This is a genomic window from Microbacterium sp. BG28 (genome assembly GCF_034044005.1).
GTDB lineage: Bacteria > Actinomycetota > Actinomycetes > Actinomycetales > Microbacteriaceae > Microbacterium.
Genome location: NZ_JAXCHA010000001.1, coordinates 972,016 through 987,280, shown reverse-complemented (window position 1 = coordinate 987,280; position 15,265 = coordinate 972,016). Strand labels below are relative to the sequence as shown.

Genomic DNA, 15,265 nt, shown 5'->3' with positions numbered 1-15,265 from the left:
GCCGGCGTGGAGCGAGGAATAGCCTGACGGCGTGAGCGAATCCGCCGAGTATGGGGTGCACCCCGACGAGCCCCACCGTCAAGGTCTGTCGCAGCGCCTGAACTGGTTGCGCGCGGGGGTGCTGGGAGCCAACGACGGCATCGTCTCGACCGCCGCCGTCGTGGTCGGCGTGGCGGGTGCGACCTCCGAGGTCGCCCCGGTCTTCCTCGCCGGGACGGCCGCTCTCGTCGGTGGCGCCATCTCGATGGCGCTCGGCGAGTACGTGTCGGTGTCGAGCCAGCGCGACTCCGAGCGGGCGCTCATCGCGAAGGAGACGCGTGAGCTGCGCGAGCAGCCCGAGGAGGAGCTCGAGGAGCTCATCGGGCTCTACCGGGCGCAGGGGCTCAGCGAGGAGACCGCGACGCGGGTCGCCACGGAGCTGACGGCGAAGGATGCGTTGAAGGCGCACCTGTCGGCGGAGCTGCACATCGACGCCGACGATGTGGTGAGCCCGTGGCACGCGGCCCTCGCATCCGCCATCGCGTTCTTCGTCGGGGCCCTGCTTCCGATGGCCACGATCCTGCTCGCGCCGCATCCGCTGCGCATCGCCCTCACCTTCGTCGCCGTGCTCATCGCCCTCGCCGTCACCGGCTATGTCGCGGCATGGATCGGCGGGGCGAACAGGCCCCGCGCGATCGCACGCACGGTGATCGGCGGGGCGCTCGCTCTGGTCGCGACCTATGCGGTGGGCAGCCTCTTCGGCACTACGGTCGGCTGACGTCCCCGGCCGTTCTGGACGGCTGCCTCGCCCCACCACCCCGGCTCGCCTGTCACAGATCGACGGCGTCGCGTCGATCTGTGACAGGCGAAGCGGGTTCGGTACTGTCGGGACTGTCGACCGAGGGGGAGAAGTGACCGCATCCGATCAGCCGATGCGCCGCCGCAAGCCGAAGCTGGATGCGTGGGGCACGACGGGCGTCGCCATGGCGGCGATCGCCATCCTGCCGACCCTCGGCATCTTCCTCATCGGCTTCATCCCCGACATGAACCCCATCTGGTGGCTGGGGATCCTGCTCATCCCGATGCTCGCCGTCATCGGCGCGGCCGTGCTGCTCCTGGGTGTCGTCGGCGCGGTCGTCGGCGCGCGGCGCGGCACCTCTTACGGACTGTCGATCGCCTCGATCGTGCTCGGCATCGTCATGATCGCGCCCATCGCCTGGCTCTGGTTCAGCGGGCTCTGACGGGGCTCCCCCGCATCCGCTGGTCGCCTCGGGTCGCTTCCGGTCGGAGATTCACGCGTCCGTCGGAGGAATCCCACCGGATCCTCCGACCGGAGCGCGTTTCTCGGACGCCGGACTCGCGCCCGCCCGGTCAGCCCGCCGTCAGAGCCGACCCCTGCGCTCCACCGCGGATGCGGGCGAGGGCGCACAGGCCGAGGGCGATCGCCGCGACCGCGGTCAACACGCTGGTGCCCGCCGCCAGCAGCAGCACGATCGCCGCGAGCCCCAGCAGCACCGCGTGAAAGATGCGCGCGACGGATGCGGTGGGTCGTGGCATCCGTCGCCGTTCGAGACCCGCCAGCGCCCACGCCACCAGCGCCGTCAGCGACAGGGCGACGACGAACCACGGCACGCGGGTGAGCCACCACGTCGGGCTCGAGGGCTCGGGCAGCTCGATCCCGGTGGTGAGGGCGACCAGCGCCGACGCCCCCGCCATCGCGAGCAGCACCGGCATGTGCCAGAGGTAGATGGTCATGGTGCGGGCCGTCACGAATCCGGTGAAGGCCGCCACAGCCGGGCGCCGGCTCGCCGCGGCGAGCGGTGCGCGCAGAAGCGACAGCAGCGCGGTCTGGGCCGTTCCCACCAGCAGCAGGGCGACGGTGGGCGGGTTGAGGTTCTCGTAGAGATCGGGCGAGAAGACGCCGCCGACCATGCTCGCCGCCAGCACGGCGACCGCCACGACGCCGATGACGACGCGGGTGCGACGGCGCAGCGCGTCGATCGTGCCGTCGGCCATCACGAAGCCGAGCTGCTGCAGCGCCAGCCATACGAACGCGAGGTTGAGCATGCCGATGGCATCGATGCCGGTGACCGCACGCATCGCGTCGACGGCACCGGCGGCGGCGACCAGCAGCAGGATCGTTCGCAACGGCGCGCGTTCGTGGGCCGCGAGCAGCACGGGAAGCAGCGCCTGGCACAGCAGGAAGACGGCGAGGAACCACAAGGGCTGCGCGTATCGGAAGCCGGCGATGCGCACGAGCTCGCCGTCGACTCCGGCGGCCAGGAGCGCGGCGAGCGCGACGGCGACGACCGCGAAGGTGAGAAGCGCCGGCACGAGCAGCCGGTGCACGCGTGCCGCGACGAACGCGCCCGCGGTTCCGCCGGTGCGACGCCCCCGCCGGTACGCGAGCGCGCCCGCGTAGCCGCCGATGACGAAGAAAAGGGGCATGATCTGCGCGACCCAGGTCAGCGGGGCGAACCAGGCGGTGCCGTCGGCGGCGTTCGCGAAGACGGGACCCGCGGGCGTGACGGTGACACCGACCATGACGGCGTGGAGGAGAACGACGATGACGACGCAGATCGCGCGTGCGAGATCGACCCCGGTGTCGCGGGCCGCGGCGGGCGCGATCCCGGTCCGCGGTGCGGTGAGCGTGATGACCATGCGTCCTCCTCGAGTGGGTCTCGAGAAGGCTATGTATGCGGCCCGGGCCGCGGCATCACCCCCAGGGGTCGTCCGACCCCCTACCCCGGGGTGAGATTCAGGATGCGGGCTCGGCGAGACCGGCGTCGTAGGCGAAGATCACGGCCTGCACACGATCGCGTGCACCGATCTTGCCGAGCATCTTGCCCACGTGCGTCTTCACCGTCTGTTCCGCGATGAACAGCTCGCTCGCGATCTCGGTGTTCGACATGCCCTTCGCGAGCAGCACCAGCACCTCGCGCTCCCGGTCGGTCAGCTCCGCCAGCTGCGCTCCGCCCCGCGACGCGCGCGGCTTCTGCGTGGCGAACTGCGAGATCAGTCGGCGCGTGACGCGGGGCGAGAGCAGGGCGTCCCCGGCGGCGACGACCCGGACAGCCTGCACGAGTTCCTCGGGCAGCGCGTCCTTGAGCAGGAAGCCGCTCGCGCCCGCCTGGAGGGCGTCGTAGACATAGTCGTCGATGTCGAAGGTCGTCAGCATGAGGATGCGCGGCACGTGTGCGGCGGGGTACGCCGGCCCGAGGATGCGGCGGGTCGCCGCGATCCCGTCGAGCTGCGGCATCCGCACATCCATGAGGATGACGTCGGGATCGAGACGCGCCGCGAGCCCGACCGCCTCCTGCCCGTCGGCAGCCTGCCCGACGACGCGGATGCCGTCCTGGGCGTCGAGCAGCGCGGCGAAGCCCGCGCGCACCATCGCCTGGTCGTCGGCGATCAGCACGCTGATGCTCATGGGGACTCCTCGCCGTCGGTCGGCAATGTCGCCGCCACCGTCCATCCTCCCGCGGGATCGGCCCCGACGGTGACCGTTCCGCCCAGCAGGGCGACGCGCTCGCGGATGCCGCGGAGCCCATGACCCGCGCCGGACGCGTCGACCGCCTGCTCGGGGGACGTGGTGTTGTGCACGCCGATCGTGACCTGCCCGTCGCGTGCCTCGACCCTGACCTCGATGACCGCACCGGGAGCGTGACGCACCGCGTTGCTCAGCGCCTCCTGCACGATGCGGTACACGGCGATCTGCACACCCGCGGGAGGCGGGGTCGTCATGACGGCCAGCGACAGTCCCACCTGCACGCCCGCACGGCGGACGCTGTCCACCAGGTCGGGGATGTCCGCCATCCCCTGCTGGGGCGCCAGCTCGGGGGCCTGCTCCTCGGTGCGCAGCACGCCCAGCAGCCGGCGCATCTCACCCAGCGATGCACGGGCCGAGGCGGCGATGTCGTCGAACTCCCGCACCGTCTCGTCGGACAGGTCGGTGAGTCGGTAACGGGCCGTGGAGGCCTGCACCTGGATCACCGACATGCTGTGGGCGAGTACGTCGTGCAGCTCGCGGGCGATGCGGGTGCGCTCCTCGACGAGCATGCGCCGGGACTGTTCGGATGCGGTCAGCTCGCGCTCGCGGGTGAGCTGCTCGTTCAGCCGGATGCGGCCGGCCAGGAGCACTCCGATGAGCAGCACCGCGGTGGAGATCGACGCGGTCACGATGAGGTTCGCGGTGGCGGCGGGCGCCGCATCCGTGATGACCAGCGGCGCGACGAGCGAACCGAGGTTGCCGATGGCCCACGGCCATCGGCCGAGTCGCCAGCCGTGCAGCGTCGTGATCACCAGGACGAAGACGAGGAAGGCGATCATCGCGGGCACTGACCACGGCCAGGGCCATGCGCCGTCGTGCGGCACGGTCACCACCAGCGGGAGCACGAAGGCCGTGACGCCGAAAACGGCGATGGCGGTGCGAGGGCGCGTGAGGGAGATCCACGGTGCCGCACACACTCCCGCGCCCAGGAGCATCGCGAGCGGCAGCGGGGTGCCGTAGAAGACGGCGTGCAGCGGCACGAGGACGCTGAACAGGGCGACGCCCGTGACGGCGAGCGCGACGAGCCCGAGGATCTGCGGGCGCGTGCGTAGGGCGGAGCGCGGGATCTCGGTCATGCTCTCAGTGTGGCCGACGCCGGCTCGTGCGCGATCGTGTCGGGCACGTCGCGCGCGCGGCGGCGCAGCGCAGCGATGCGGTCGATGACGATGCCCACTCCGAGGGCGAGGGCGACGCCGATGACGGCGCTGAGCACCGGCTGGTCGCCGAGCCACTGCCCCGCGAGGGTTCCGATGACGACGCTGTAGAGCGCCCAGCTGACCCCGGCGACGACGCTCAGCGGAGCGAACCGTCGCCACGGGTATCCCAGCGCTCCGGCCGACATGTTCACGGCGACCCGACCGACCGGGATGTAACGGGCGCCCAGGATGAGCGGGGCACCCCGCGTGGTGAGCGCCGCGCGAGCGCGCTCGAAGGCTCCCGCGACCCGGGGTCGCCGCATCCAGCCGTAGCGGGTCGTGCCGACTCTGCGGCCGATCGCGTAGGCGATGTTGTCGCCGATCACGGCACCGAGCGCGGCCACGAGGCACAGCGCGACGAGCGTAGGGATGTCGCCGGTGGCGGCGGCCACGGCGGCCGCCGCGACGAGCACGGTCTCGCTGGGCATCGGAGGGAAGAACCCGTCGATCACGGCCGCGGCGAACATGACCGGCAGCAGCCACGGCGAGGCGGCGGCCTGGAGGATGAGATCGGTGACGACGTCCACCCCTCGACGCTACGAATCGAGGCGGCTCCCCCACATCCCTCGGAAGTATCTCCCGCGTGATACCTCAGAGGGGTTCGCGCCCGGTCGCGGCTCCCGGCGGAGATTCGGCCCGATGTCGGAGGATTCCGGCCGGGACCTCCGGCCGGAGGTCGATTCTCCGACGCCCGATCGCAGCGTCCGGCCGCACCGGTCAGCCCGCCGCGACGACCCGCGCGACCCGCGCGACCTCGCGCGCCAACTCCGGGTGCCACATCGCACCCGTCGCGCTCATGACCGCATCCGCTCCCGCTTCTCGGTAGGCCAGATAGTCGGCCGCGCTCGCCACGCCGCCGGTGCCCACGATCGCGAAGTCGGCGTCGCGCAGCGTGCGGATGCGGGCGAGCCGGCGGGTCATCTCAAGCCCCGCCCACCGGATGGCGGCGCCGCACACGCCGGCACTCTCGCGTCCGGCACCGAGCGCGGGCGTTCCGGATGCGGTCACGAGCCGGGCGGGAATCGTGTTGACCGCGGCGTAGCCCGCCACGAACTCCGCCGTCGCGTCGACGAAGCGTTCGAGATTCGCATCCGTGTCGAAGTACGCGAGCTTGACGAGCAACGGGATGTCACCGATCTCGTCTTTCACGACCGCGAGGATGCGGCGCACGCGAGGCGTGTCGAAGCAGAGCAGGGATGCGGCACCCTCGTTCGGGCACGACAGGTTGAGCTCGAGCACAGCGGCGCCGGTCTCGACGACCAGCCGGGCGGCACGGAGGTGATCGGCCACGAGCGCCAGTTCGCCACCGGAGCCCCGGGTGCCCTGGAAGCTGCCGATGAGCAGCTGACCCTCCCCCGCCGCTGCGACGGCCGCGGCCATGTCGGGTTGCCAGCCGTCGGGATCGCGCGAGGGCACCCCGAACGAGTTGCTGATCGACAGCGGCTCGGTGAACTCGCCGTCCGCCCGGACGGTTCCGGCATCGCGGGTCAGGTCGCCGTCGACGTGCACGGCGAGCACGTTCGGGAACGGATTGCTGGGGTGCGCACGGGTGCGCACGGTCTTGTAGACGGCGAGGTCGTACCCGTGCGCGAAGGCGGCCGCGACGAACCGCGCGTTCAGCAACGGCCCCGCGGGGATGCCGAACGGTGTGCCGACGGCGCGCCCGAGGAAGCTGTTCCCCGGGGCCGGAGGGGCAGCATCCGCCGCGGGTTCGGCGAATGCCCCGAACGGCCCGCGCGCGTAGTTCTGCTCGTAGGTCAGGGTCGGATCGTAGAAGGGGTGCACCGCCGATGAGCGTAGGCGCCGGCGTCGGCAGAGCGAGCCGGCCCGGGCCGTGAGAAGCGCGCGTTCTCCGTCGCGAGGGGGATCCGCGAGGCAGTGGAACCTTCCTAGGCTCACGGCATGAGCGACCAGAAGCAATCCTTGAATTCGACGTACGTCGCCGTCGCGATCGCGTTCCTCGCGATCGCCGCCACGTTTTGGCTGACCACGGACAACATCGCCGTCGCGCTGCCGTTCTTCGTCTTCGCGATGAGCTTCCTCGTGTTCGCCACGATGCCCACGGGCGGCGATTCCGACACGACCGACGAGGCTGGCGACGCCGACAAGGAGTGACCCCTTTCAGTCCTCCGGCACGAGTGTGCCCTGGTGGAAGAGCATGCGCGGCGTCCCGTCCGACACGACCCACAACGACGAGTGCCGGCTGACGGTCGTCGCCGCGCGCAGGCGGTATGTCACGAGCACCGTGTCGGGGGCGACGTCAACGAACCGCCACTCGTCCGGGGAAGGGGTCTCCCGCAGACCTTCCGCCGCGAGCGCCTCGAGGATCTCCGTTCGTGTCCAGTGTCGTCCAGAGCGCCCGATCTCGGTGAAGTCAGGATGCAGCAGCCGCGCCGCCGCATCCCGATCACCGCGGATCTCGCTCGAGAGCAGGGCGATCTCCGCGGCGTGGATCACCGCGAAGCGTTCGTCCGAATGCGCCATGGCGAGAATCTAGCGCCGGCTCACGTCCGCGGGGTCGTCCGCGAAACGGGCGACGAGGTCGTAGGCCTCGTGCGCTTCCCGCGTCCAGTAGGCGCCCGGGTACACGTGGAAGCCGTCCGGCGCGACGACCAGCCGTACCGGGCTGCCCGCCCGCTTCGCCTTCTCGGCGAAGAGCTGCGCGTCGGCGAGGAAGATGTCGCGCCCGCCCTGGAACAGCAGAGTCGGCGGCAGATCGGCGAGAGAGTCGAAGAGGGGGCTGATCTGCGGGTCGTCGGTCGGCATGCTCCCCGCCCACGCGATACCGGCCGCCCGCAGACCGGCGCAGCGCAGCGACGGATCGCGGCGCTCCAGCCGCGCCGCCTCCGGGTTGCGCATCGTCGGGTCGACCCACGGAGCGAGCAGGATGAGGCCGTCGATCGTGCGACGGCCTTCGTTGCGCACGCGCAATGCCAGCGAGAGGGCGACGTTGCCGCCGGCGGAGTCCCCGGCGACGAACAGCTGCGTGGTGCCGGGGTCGTCCGCGACGTGCGCGTAGACGGCATCGACGAAGGCTCGCGCCTGGTCGTACGTGTGCTCGGGGGTGAGCGGATAGTCGGCGATCGTGACGGCAGCGCGCGTGCGCGTCATCAGCCTGCGGATGATCCACCAGTGCGCAGTGACGAGCGGATTCACGAAGCCGCCGCCGGGGAAGTAGATCAGCTCGCGACCCGCGACGTGATCGGCAGGCTGCCACCGTCGGACGACCCGGCCTTCGATCGTTCGCTTGGTCATCTCACCCCACCGCGCGGCGTCGCGCGGAACGGGTTCGGGCGCCCGAGCCGGATCGAGGCTCTGCAGGTAGGCACTGCCCGAAAGGTCGCGCCGCGTCTTGCCCGCGGACAGCCACAGCAGACCGGACGTGAGGGTCATCAACAGTGTCACGCGCCCACCCTACGAGCCGGATCGGGTTCATCCCGGGCGCATCGGGCCGTCCTGCGGGACTCCACCGGCCGCCGTCGCTTCCCGCGGCGCTCGCCCGACGACCCAGGTCACGCCGAAGCGGTCGGTGAGCATGCCGAACCCGGGACTCCACGCGGAGCCGGCGAGCGGCTCGATGATGTCGGCGCCGTCGGCGAGACGCTCCCAGATCGTCGTCATCTCCTCCAGCGACTGGCCGCGTACCGACTGGAAGAAGGTGCGGTCGGTCAGCGTCATGCCGTTCGCGCGGCTGGTCGTTCCGGCATCCGCGGCGCCCGCATCCTCCCCGGGAATGTCGTAAGCCATGACGCGGAATCCGTCGGCGCTCTCGAGCTGGCCGAAGACGATGCGGTCTGCCCCCGGGACGTCTGCGGGCATGCCCATGTCGGCGTAGGTGGCGGCGATGAGCTGACCGCCGAAGACGGACTGGTAGAACTCGAGCGCCTCGCGTGCGGCACCGCGGAAGTTGAGGTGGGTGGTGGTCGTGATCGTCATGGTGTGTCCTCGGTCGATGGGATGCGGCGAGCGCCGCGATCTCCACGATCGGCGACGTAGAGGCCGCTTTCTGTCCACTTCTCGACCGAGAATGAAAGCATGTCCGCAACGTCGTCCCGCCTCCTCGCGCTGCTGTCGCTCTTGCAGGCGCGGCGCGACTGGCCGGGCGGGGTGCTCGCCGAACGCCTGGACGTCACCCCGCGCACGGTCCGGCGCGACATCGAGCGGCTGCGGGCGCTCGGGTACGTGATCGACGCCACGAAGGGCCCGGACGGCGGATACCGGCTCGCCGCAGGATCGGAGCTGCCGCCGCTGCTCTTCGACGACGAGCAGGCGGTCGCGATCGCCGTCGCGCTGCAGAGCGCTCCCGCGACAGGCGTGGATGTGGCCGACGCTGCCGCACGCGCCCTCGCCACCGTGCGGCAGGTCATGCCGTCGCGGCTGCGACATCGGATCGACGGGATCCGCTTCACCGACACCGCGGTCTCGGATGCGGTCGACCCCGCCGTGCTGGAGGCGGTGAGCACGGCGACCGGGGAACACCGCATCCTGCGTTTCGACTACCGCGACGAGCTCTCGCGCCGCGCCGAGCCGCACGCCGTCCTCGCCCGCGGAGGTCGATGGTATGTGGTTGCGTGGGATCTCGACGCCGCCGACTGGCGCATCTTCCGCCTCGATCGGATGACGCCCCGCATCCCGCTCGGTGCGCGGTTCACACCGCGGCCGATTCCCCACGGCGATGCCGCGGCGTTCCTGTCGGCGCGGACCAAGGGATCCGACAGCCCGGAGAGGTGGCCCGTCTACGGCGAGATCCTGCTGGAGCTGCCGCTCCGTGCTGCCGCGTCGTGGCTCGGGGACGTAGAGGGGGTCGCCGTCTCTGAGGCGACGTGCCGCATCCGCGTCGGGTCGTGGTCGTGGGCCGGAGTGCTGTCGTGGGTCGTGCGCTTCGATGCGCCGTTCACCGTGCTCGGCCCGCCGGAGTTCGCCGCCGCGGTGCGCTCCCTCGCCGCGCGCGTGGCGGATGCCGCGACCGCCGGTCGTTGAGCGAGCACCGCGAGTCGAAACGCCCGCGCGTCAGGCCGGCGCGACCGGCTGGCGCAGGATCGTCCGCAGCTTCTCCGGCGCCGTGCGACGGGGATCCCCGAGGTAGATCTCGTGGTGCCGCCCGTTCCACGTGAAACCGAGTTCCGGCATGAGCTCGTCGTGGAGATGCGCCAGCACCGGCGCTTCGTCGTCGTAAGAACCGATGTGAAGGGTCTGCAGACAGAGCCCTTCGGTCATCGTGAGGTGCCCCACCTGCGCGATCGGCGCGGCGGGCTTCTTCGCGGATGCGGCCGGGAGCCCCTCCGCGACATCCTCCGCGCTCACCGGGGCGGGCAGCGGGATCAGCATGGTCCAGTCCCAGTCACTCTTCCTGCCCTGCACGAAGGTGGTGGGGTCGTCGCTCGACCACAGCCCTTCGAGGGGCCCGACGACGAAGTCCGAGCCGGTGCGCGTCTTGAAGGCACCACGGACCTGGTAGCCCGACACGTACAGCGCCTCGACCGCTGCCTGATAGGCAGGCTCCGTATTGGGATCGCCGTGCCCGTCGATCGCGAGGTACTGCATCTCCGGCACATCGACCTGGACGAACCGGCCCGTCGGAGGCCTGTACAGCGCCCCCAGATCCCGCTTGAGGTCGTACCGCATCCCCCTGCTCCCTCGCCTCGGTCACGCGGCGGCGTTTCGTCTCGCGCCCTTCACTCAACGTACAGAAGCACCCAGACATCGAGTGCGCAGTAGGCACATGCCCTCGAGAATTCCGTGACCATGCAATGACCCTGGGTATTTCCGGAGAGTTCCTTGATCCGCCCTCAGCACCATGGCATCGTGGCTGCCGCGATCGCCTCCAATGCGAGCGCTATGCATACGCGATGAGAATATACGGAAAGTGTGATGATGCGAAAAAAGACGATAGCCGCAATCCTCGGGTCGACGGTGCTCGCGTGCACGGTCGGATTTTCAGGCACAGCGGTGGCCGCCGAATCGACGGTGGACGACGAGCAATTCGCGTGGTACGTCGACAATGGAGTGGAACCCGACGTAGCGCAGGATTTGATCGAGAAGTTCAATTCCGGCGTTCTTCCCGACTCCATGACGGGAACAGAGCCGGTAAGCAGCACGACCAGCGATGAAGCCGGTTGGATTGTCACCCGGGACACATTCGCTGACGGGTCGATAAGCATTTCCAAGCTGGAGACCCCTCAGGCCGCGGAACCGTCGGGTGACGCCACGGCGAAGAGTGTCGGCTCATGTAGTTCTTCCGTCGGCGGGTCCGGGTTTGCGAATTACTACGACTGCGCCGTAACCGGTTCGAACGGCGTGTATCTGGATGTCGAGTTCCGCGCCGACTACACGAGAGTCTCGAATGGTGCGGGAATCATCAATGCGGTGCGCTCACCGTACGCTTACGCGATCGGCGGGCAAGCAACGACCCCGGTGTTGCGAATCGATCGCAGCAACGGCAACATGAGCGACCCCGCTCGCGCGACGGCGACATCCCAATACTCGTCGACCGCGACCTCTTTCACTGCCGTTGTCACTCTTAAGGTGAACGGGCAGCAGGCATGGTCCGAGCAGAACTTCAGCTGATAAAGACCGGAGACCACAGATAATGAAGAAGAGCACGATCACTAAAGCTTGTTTGGCCGTCGCCACGGCGGGAGCCATGGTTTTCCTGGGTGCGACCTCAGCCAGTGCGACCAGCCCCACCACCGCCGACGCTGCAGCATTCGAGGAATTCTACGACCGGTACGGCGTCGACGAAGTGACGCAGAACGACCTTCTCGAACAGCTCGCTGCCGGTGAGATCCTCGACTCGATGACGAGCGGCGCCGAGCCGGTCACGACGTATGAGAGAGATTCCGCCGAGCAGACAGAGTATGTCAGCGTGTTCGAGGACGGTTCAATCTCCGTGACCGGTTTCGAGAAGCCGGTCGAAGAGGTCAATGAGGGCGGAGTGGGAACACGGGCGGTTTCCGATTGCACGAGTTACAGCGGCGGCGGGTACGCGAGTTACGCGAATTGCCTCGTGAGTAACGGCAACGGAACGATGAGCCTTCAGTTCCGCGCTGACTATTCGCGTTGGGCAAGCGGGGCGAGCATCTCCAATGCCCGCGACGCGCAGGTCGTCGCTCACTACGGGACCGCGACCGCACCCACCCTCACCACGGTGCGGGCGAACGCGACACCGCAGCAGGAAGCAGTTGTCACCATGTACTCCCGCTTCACGTCTTGGAACGGCCTCTCCAGCGAAGATCTGTATCTGTCGTTGCGGGTCAACGCAACACAAGCCTGGACGACCACCTACTGATTGGGAATGGGCGCCTCCCGTGGCATGCATAGGCTTGTCACGGGAGGCTTCATATGAATGAGACAAGCGAAACCGCTCTTCATCGGCGGGGCCCCGTGGACGGTAGAGCGATTCTGGGGCTCGTCGCCGCCGTCGCGTCGATGGCTCTCATCGCCCTCCCTCTTCTCGCGGTAGCTGCTGCGGCAGTCGCCATCGCGCTGGCGATATCGTCGCGATCTCGGTTGCGCTCGCGGCCGGAATTGAGAGGGGCGAGAGTCGGAGTCGCGGCGATGCTTCTGTCGATCGTCACGCTCTGCCTCACCGCCATCCCTGCCTTGCTCAGTGTGATCATCGTCGCCACGGGCGCGAAATTCTGACGTTTCCCCACTGGCGCGGAATCGTCCGCAGCTTCTCCTGCGCCGTACGACGCGCTCGTCGACGGGATCACTCCCCTTCTCCGGTGTGACGCGCGGCAGCCGCGCCGAGATCCGACCGCTTCCGTTCACCGGGAGTCCGCATGTCGGTCACTGCGCCGGGGTGTGATCGCAGGGCGTGCGTCGTGCACGCGAACCCCCTGGAGAAGACCCCACATGCCCCGCATCCCCTCGCGCCGTCGCCGCGCAGCCGCCCTCACCGCATCCACACTCGCCGCTCTGCTCGCCGTCGGCATCGCCGCACCGGCGCACGCCGACCCGGTCGACCCGGTCGCCCCGCGCCCCGACGCATGGGGCCGGTACTACGTCGACGCGTACACGACCAACACGAGCGACAACAAGACACCGGAGACGAACGCGGCGATCGGGCTGCTGTCGCCGATGCTCGCCTACTGGACGCCGGCCGTCCCGCCGACGCCCGCGTTCGACGCGAACGGCAAGTTCCTGCCCGAGAGCGTCGGAACGATCCTGAACCACACCGTGCTGGACGCGAACATCGCCACGGCCGCCGAGATCACCCAGACGCGCACCGCCGCGCAGGCGCAGGCCGCCTACCTCTACGACCGGCGCAATCAGAACTACTCCGCCGTGCAGGGCCTCGGCCCGTGGGCCGATGCGTTCCGCGCCGGCACGAACGCCGGCACCAGCATCCCCGACCAGATCCCTGCGGACGCGAGGAGCGTGAAGTACGACGACAAGGGCAACGCGTCGGGGTCGTGGGCAGATCAGAACTCGACGTACGGAGCGATGGTCTCCCTCGTCGAGGTGTTCCGCGGCTCCTCGGCGTCGACGAACCCGTCGAAGGCCTACTACAACTACGCGCGACCGTTCCGCTGGAGCTCCGACGTACAGGTGCTGCCCACGCTTGTTCCCGCCAAGCAGCCCGACGCCAATGCACTCAACGACGGCGGCTACCCCAGCGGTCACACCAACGCGGCCTACCTCGCGTCGCTCGCGCTCGCCTATGCCGCGCCCGAGCGCTTCCAGGCCATGTTGACCAGCGCCTCCGAGATCGGCAACAGCCGCATCGTGGCGGGCATGCACTCGCCAGGAGACGTGATCGGAGGCCGCATCCTGTCGACCGCCGTTGCCGCCGCCGCGCTGAACGACCCGAAGAACGCCGAGCAGCTGTCGGCGGCGCGCACCGCCGCCGAGGCCCTGCTCGCCACACCGGGCGCGGGTGTGGATGCCTACGCGGACCACGACGCGAACGCGAAGCTCTACACCGAGCGGCTGACCTACGGGCTGCCCCGCACGGGTGACACGACCCTTCCCGTCACCGTGCCGAAGGGTGCGGAGGTGCTGCTGGCCTCCCGTCTGCCGTATCTCAGCGCCGACCAGCGCCGGTGGGTGCTGCAGACCACGGGGCTCGGTTCCGGCTACGCGTTCCTCGATGACGCAGAAGGGTGGGGACGCCTCAACCTCTTCGCCGCGGCCGACGGCTACGGCGCGTTCACCACGAATGTGTCCGTCGACATGGATGCCGCGCAGGGCGGATTCAGCGCGGCCGACTCGTGGCGCAACGACATCACCGGTGCCGGCTCGCTGACCAAGTCCGGCACCGGTGCGCTCACGCTCACCGGCGACAACTCGTTCACCGGCGGGACGACGATCAACGGCGGCACGCTGGCAGCGGCGTCCGCCGACGCTCTCGGCACGGGCTCGGTCTCGGTCGCGGGCGGCACCCTGGCCGACACGTCGTCCGCCCCGGTGCAGATCGGCGGCGACCTGACCCTCTCGTCGGCGAGCACGCTCGAGCTGTCGGTCGACAGCCCGGCCCCGGCGCTCGTCGTGAACGGCACCGCGTCGGTCGCCGGTGCGGTGAAGATCTCGTTCGCGAACGGCGTCGTTCCCACCGATGACACCGTCGTCACCACCTTCCACGGAGTCGGTGCGGGTACGACGTTCAGCAGCGTGCAGGTCGACGGGCTGCCCGCCGGCTACACCCCGGCGCTGCGGGTCGAGAACGGCGCGCTGCACCTCGTGAACACGACACCGGCGGGCGTCACGCTGACGGCCGGCACACCGGCGATCAGCGGAACGCCGGCCGCCGGACAGACGCTGACCGTGACGCCCGGCGACTGGACACCGGCTCCGGTCGCGCTCTCCTACCAGTGGTTCCGCGGGAACACGCCGATCCCGGATGCGACGGCCGCCGCCTATACCGCGGGCTTCGCGGATGTCGGACAGACGCTCAGCGTCCAGGTCACCGGCACGAAGGACGGCTACGCGCCGCAGACGCGGACGGCGACGGCATCCGGCGTGACGACCGCTGTCGTCTCTCTCGGCGACTCGACCGTCACCGCCGGCGGCAGCGTCACGATCACGGGCGCGGGCTTCCGGCCCGGAGAGACGGTCACGATCGAGCTGCACTCGACGCCGGTGCAGCTCGGCACCGCGGTCGCCTCGGCCAACGGCGCGATCGGGGCCACCGTCACCGTGCCGACAGGCACCCCTGCCGGGGCGCACACGATCGTCGTCACGGGTGCGGCGAGCGGGGTGACCGCGTCGACGCCGATCACCGTCGCCGCGGCATCCGGTGCTGCCACGCTGGCCACGACCGGCGGCACGCCACTACCCCTGGTCGTGCCGCTGCTCGCGGCCGGGCTCCTGGCGATCGGCGCGGTCGCGCTCATCGTGCGGCGCCGGATGCGGCGCGCCTGATCTGTCTCGGACCCGCGGGTGGGGTCACGTCGACCGTATCGATCCGGCGGCGCGGCCCCACCCGCGTGTGGTCTTACAGAACCCCGGTCATTGACTGAGGGCAGCGAGACGAAACGCCACCCCGCCCCGCAGGACCACCGGGTCGTTGAGCGAGCGCAGCGAGACGAAACGCCGC

General features: G+C 69.9%; 16 protein-coding genes. 7 read left to right on the top strand and 9 right to left on the bottom strand.

Going from position 1 to position 15,265, the window contains the following annotated elements; translation table 11 throughout:
* Window positions 1-31 precede the first annotated feature (31 nt).
* The gene (locus SK224_RS05005; RefSeq protein ID WP_320433663.1) at window positions 32-757 is read left to right on the top strand and encodes a VIT family protein; all 726 of its coding nucleotides are present in this window, start codon (window positions 32-34) and stop codon (window positions 755-757) included.
* 133 nt (window positions 758-890) lie between these two features.
* On the top strand, window positions 891-1,220 hold the full coding sequence (locus SK224_RS05000; protein ID WP_320433662.1) for a hypothetical protein: 330 nt from the start codon (window positions 891-893) through the stop codon (window positions 1,218-1,220).
* A gap of 130 nt (window positions 1,221-1,350) precedes the next feature.
* Here the strand turns inward: SK224_RS05000 and SK224_RS04995 are convergent, their stop codons facing one another.
* The 5 genes from SK224_RS04995 to SK224_RS04975 all read right to left on the bottom strand — a co-directional run bounded on the left by SK224_RS04995 (window position 1,351) and on the right by SK224_RS04975 (window position 6,510).
* Window positions 1,351-2,640, bottom strand: a complete 1,290-nt coding sequence (locus tag SK224_RS04995; protein ID WP_320433661.1) for an acyltransferase — start codon at window positions 2,638-2,640, stop codon at window positions 1,351-1,353.
* A gap of 97 nt (window positions 2,641-2,737) precedes the next feature.
* The gene (locus SK224_RS04990; RefSeq protein ID WP_320433660.1) at window positions 2,738-3,409 is read right to left on the bottom strand and encodes a response regulator transcription factor; all 672 of its coding nucleotides are present in this window, start codon (window positions 3,407-3,409) and stop codon (window positions 2,738-2,740) included.
* Window positions 3,406-4,605, bottom strand: a complete 1,200-nt coding sequence (locus SK224_RS04985; RefSeq protein WP_320433659.1) for a sensor histidine kinase — start codon at window positions 4,603-4,605, stop codon at window positions 3,406-3,408. Before SK224_RS04985 ends, SK224_RS04990 begins: the two co-directional genes overlap by 4 nt.
* Window positions 4,602-5,252 (bottom strand): DedA family protein, encoded by a 651-nt coding sequence (locus SK224_RS04980; protein WP_320433658.1) that lies wholly within the window; start codon window positions 5,250-5,252, stop codon window positions 4,602-4,604. Before SK224_RS04980 ends, SK224_RS04985 begins: the two co-directional genes overlap by 4 nt.
* Before the next feature lie 190 nt (window positions 5,253-5,442).
* Window positions 5,443-6,510 carry a tRNA-dihydrouridine synthase gene (locus tag SK224_RS04975; protein ID WP_320433657.1) on the bottom strand — a complete coding sequence of 356 codons (1,068 nt, stop codon included), beginning with the start codon at window positions 6,508-6,510 and terminating at the stop codon, window positions 5,443-5,445.
* A gap of 117 nt (window positions 6,511-6,627) precedes the next feature.
* Between SK224_RS04975 and SK224_RS04970 the strand changes: the two genes are divergently transcribed.
* Complete coding sequence (locus tag SK224_RS04970) at window positions 6,628-6,840, top strand: hypothetical protein (protein ID WP_320433656.1); 213 nt, start codon at window positions 6,628-6,630, stop codon at window positions 6,838-6,840.
* Between the two features lie 6 nt (window positions 6,841-6,846).
* Here SK224_RS04970 and SK224_RS04965 read toward each other — a convergent pair whose 3' ends face one another.
* The 3 genes from SK224_RS04965 to SK224_RS04955 are packed head-to-tail and all read right to left on the bottom strand — an operon-like array spanning window position 6,847 to window position 8,661.
* A complete protein-coding gene (locus SK224_RS04965) occupies window positions 6,847-7,209 on the bottom strand; it encodes a nuclear transport factor 2 family protein (RefSeq protein WP_320433655.1) in 363 nt (120 codons plus the stop codon).
* 9 nt (window positions 7,210-7,218) lie between these two features.
* Complete coding sequence (locus SK224_RS04960) at window positions 7,219-8,130, bottom strand: alpha/beta hydrolase (RefSeq protein WP_320433654.1); 912 nt, start codon at window positions 8,128-8,130, stop codon at window positions 7,219-7,221.
* A 27-nt stretch (window positions 8,131-8,157) separates the two neighbouring features.
* Window positions 8,158-8,661: a VOC family protein gene (locus SK224_RS04955; protein ID WP_320433653.1), complete on the bottom strand. Its 504-nt coding sequence runs from the start codon at window positions 8,659-8,661 to the stop codon at window positions 8,158-8,160.
* A 99-nt stretch (window positions 8,662-8,760) separates the two neighbouring features.
* Between SK224_RS04955 and SK224_RS04950 the strand changes: the two genes are divergently transcribed.
* Window positions 8,761-9,705, top strand: a complete 945-nt coding sequence (locus SK224_RS04950) for a helix-turn-helix transcriptional regulator (RefSeq protein WP_320433652.1) — start codon at window positions 8,761-8,763, stop codon at window positions 9,703-9,705.
* Window positions 9,706-9,735: 30 nt separating this feature from the next.
* On the opposite strand, the gene SK224_RS04945 is transcribed toward SK224_RS04950, so the two are convergent.
* Window positions 9,736-10,350: a GyrI-like domain-containing protein gene (locus SK224_RS04945; RefSeq protein WP_320433651.1), complete on the bottom strand. Its 615-nt coding sequence runs from the start codon at window positions 10,348-10,350 to the stop codon at window positions 9,736-9,738.
* Window positions 10,351-10,599: 249 nt separating this feature from the next.
* Between SK224_RS04945 and SK224_RS04940 the strand changes: the two genes are divergently transcribed.
* From SK224_RS04940 to SK224_RS04930, 3 genes are all read left to right on the top strand, one after another.
* Window positions 10,600-11,292, top strand: a complete 693-nt coding sequence (locus SK224_RS04940; protein WP_320433650.1) for a hypothetical protein — start codon at window positions 10,600-10,602, stop codon at window positions 11,290-11,292.
* Window positions 11,293-11,314: 22 nt separating this feature from the next.
* A complete protein-coding gene (locus SK224_RS04935; protein WP_320433649.1) occupies window positions 11,315-12,013 on the top strand; it encodes a hypothetical protein in 699 nt (232 codons plus the stop codon).
* A gap of 569 nt (window positions 12,014-12,582) precedes the next feature.
* Window positions 12,583-15,090 (top strand): phosphatase PAP2 family protein, encoded by a 2,508-nt coding sequence (locus tag SK224_RS04930; protein ID WP_320433648.1) that lies wholly within the window; start codon window positions 12,583-12,585, stop codon window positions 15,088-15,090.
* The last annotated feature ends 175 nt before the right edge of the window (window positions 15,091-15,265 follow it).

What these genes read in the sequence shown, in the direction of transcription:
- SK224_RS04930 (WP_320433648.1), top strand. Translation starts at nt 12,583, where the DNA reads ATGCCCCGCATCCCCTCGCGCCGTCGCCGCGCAGCCGCCCTCACCGCA.
- SK224_RS04965 (WP_320433655.1), bottom strand. Translation starts at nt 7,209, where the DNA reads ATGGCGCATTCGGACGAACGCTTCGCGGTGATCCACGCCGCGGAGATC.
- SK224_RS04945 (WP_320433651.1), bottom strand. Translation starts at nt 10,350, where the DNA reads ATGCGGTACGACCTCAAGCGGGATCTGGGGGCGCTGTACAGGCCTCCG.
- SK224_RS04955 (WP_320433653.1), bottom strand. Translation starts at nt 8,661, where the DNA reads ATGACGATCACGACCACCACCCACCTCAACTTCCGCGGTGCCGCACGC.
- SK224_RS04950 (WP_320433652.1), top strand. Translation starts at nt 8,761, where the DNA reads ATGTCCGCAACGTCGTCCCGCCTCCTCGCGCTGCTGTCGCTCTTGCAG.
- SK224_RS04990 (WP_320433660.1), bottom strand. Translation starts at nt 3,409, where the DNA reads ATGAGCATCAGCGTGCTGATCGCCGACGACCAGGCGATGGTGCGCGCG.
- SK224_RS04970 (WP_320433656.1), top strand. Translation starts at nt 6,628, where the DNA reads ATGAGCGACCAGAAGCAATCCTTGAATTCGACGTACGTCGCCGTCGCG.
- SK224_RS04985 (WP_320433659.1), bottom strand. Translation starts at nt 4,605, where the DNA reads ATGACCGAGATCCCGCGCTCCGCCCTACGCACGCGCCCGCAGATCCTC.
- SK224_RS04935 (WP_320433649.1), top strand. Translation starts at nt 11,315, where the DNA reads ATGAAGAAGAGCACGATCACTAAAGCTTGTTTGGCCGTCGCCACGGCG.
- SK224_RS04995 (WP_320433661.1), bottom strand. Translation starts at nt 2,640, where the DNA reads ATGGTCATCACGCTCACCGCACCGCGGACCGGGATCGCGCCCGCCGCG.
- SK224_RS04940 (WP_320433650.1), top strand. Translation starts at nt 10,600, where the DNA reads ATGCGAAAAAAGACGATAGCCGCAATCCTCGGGTCGACGGTGCTCGCG.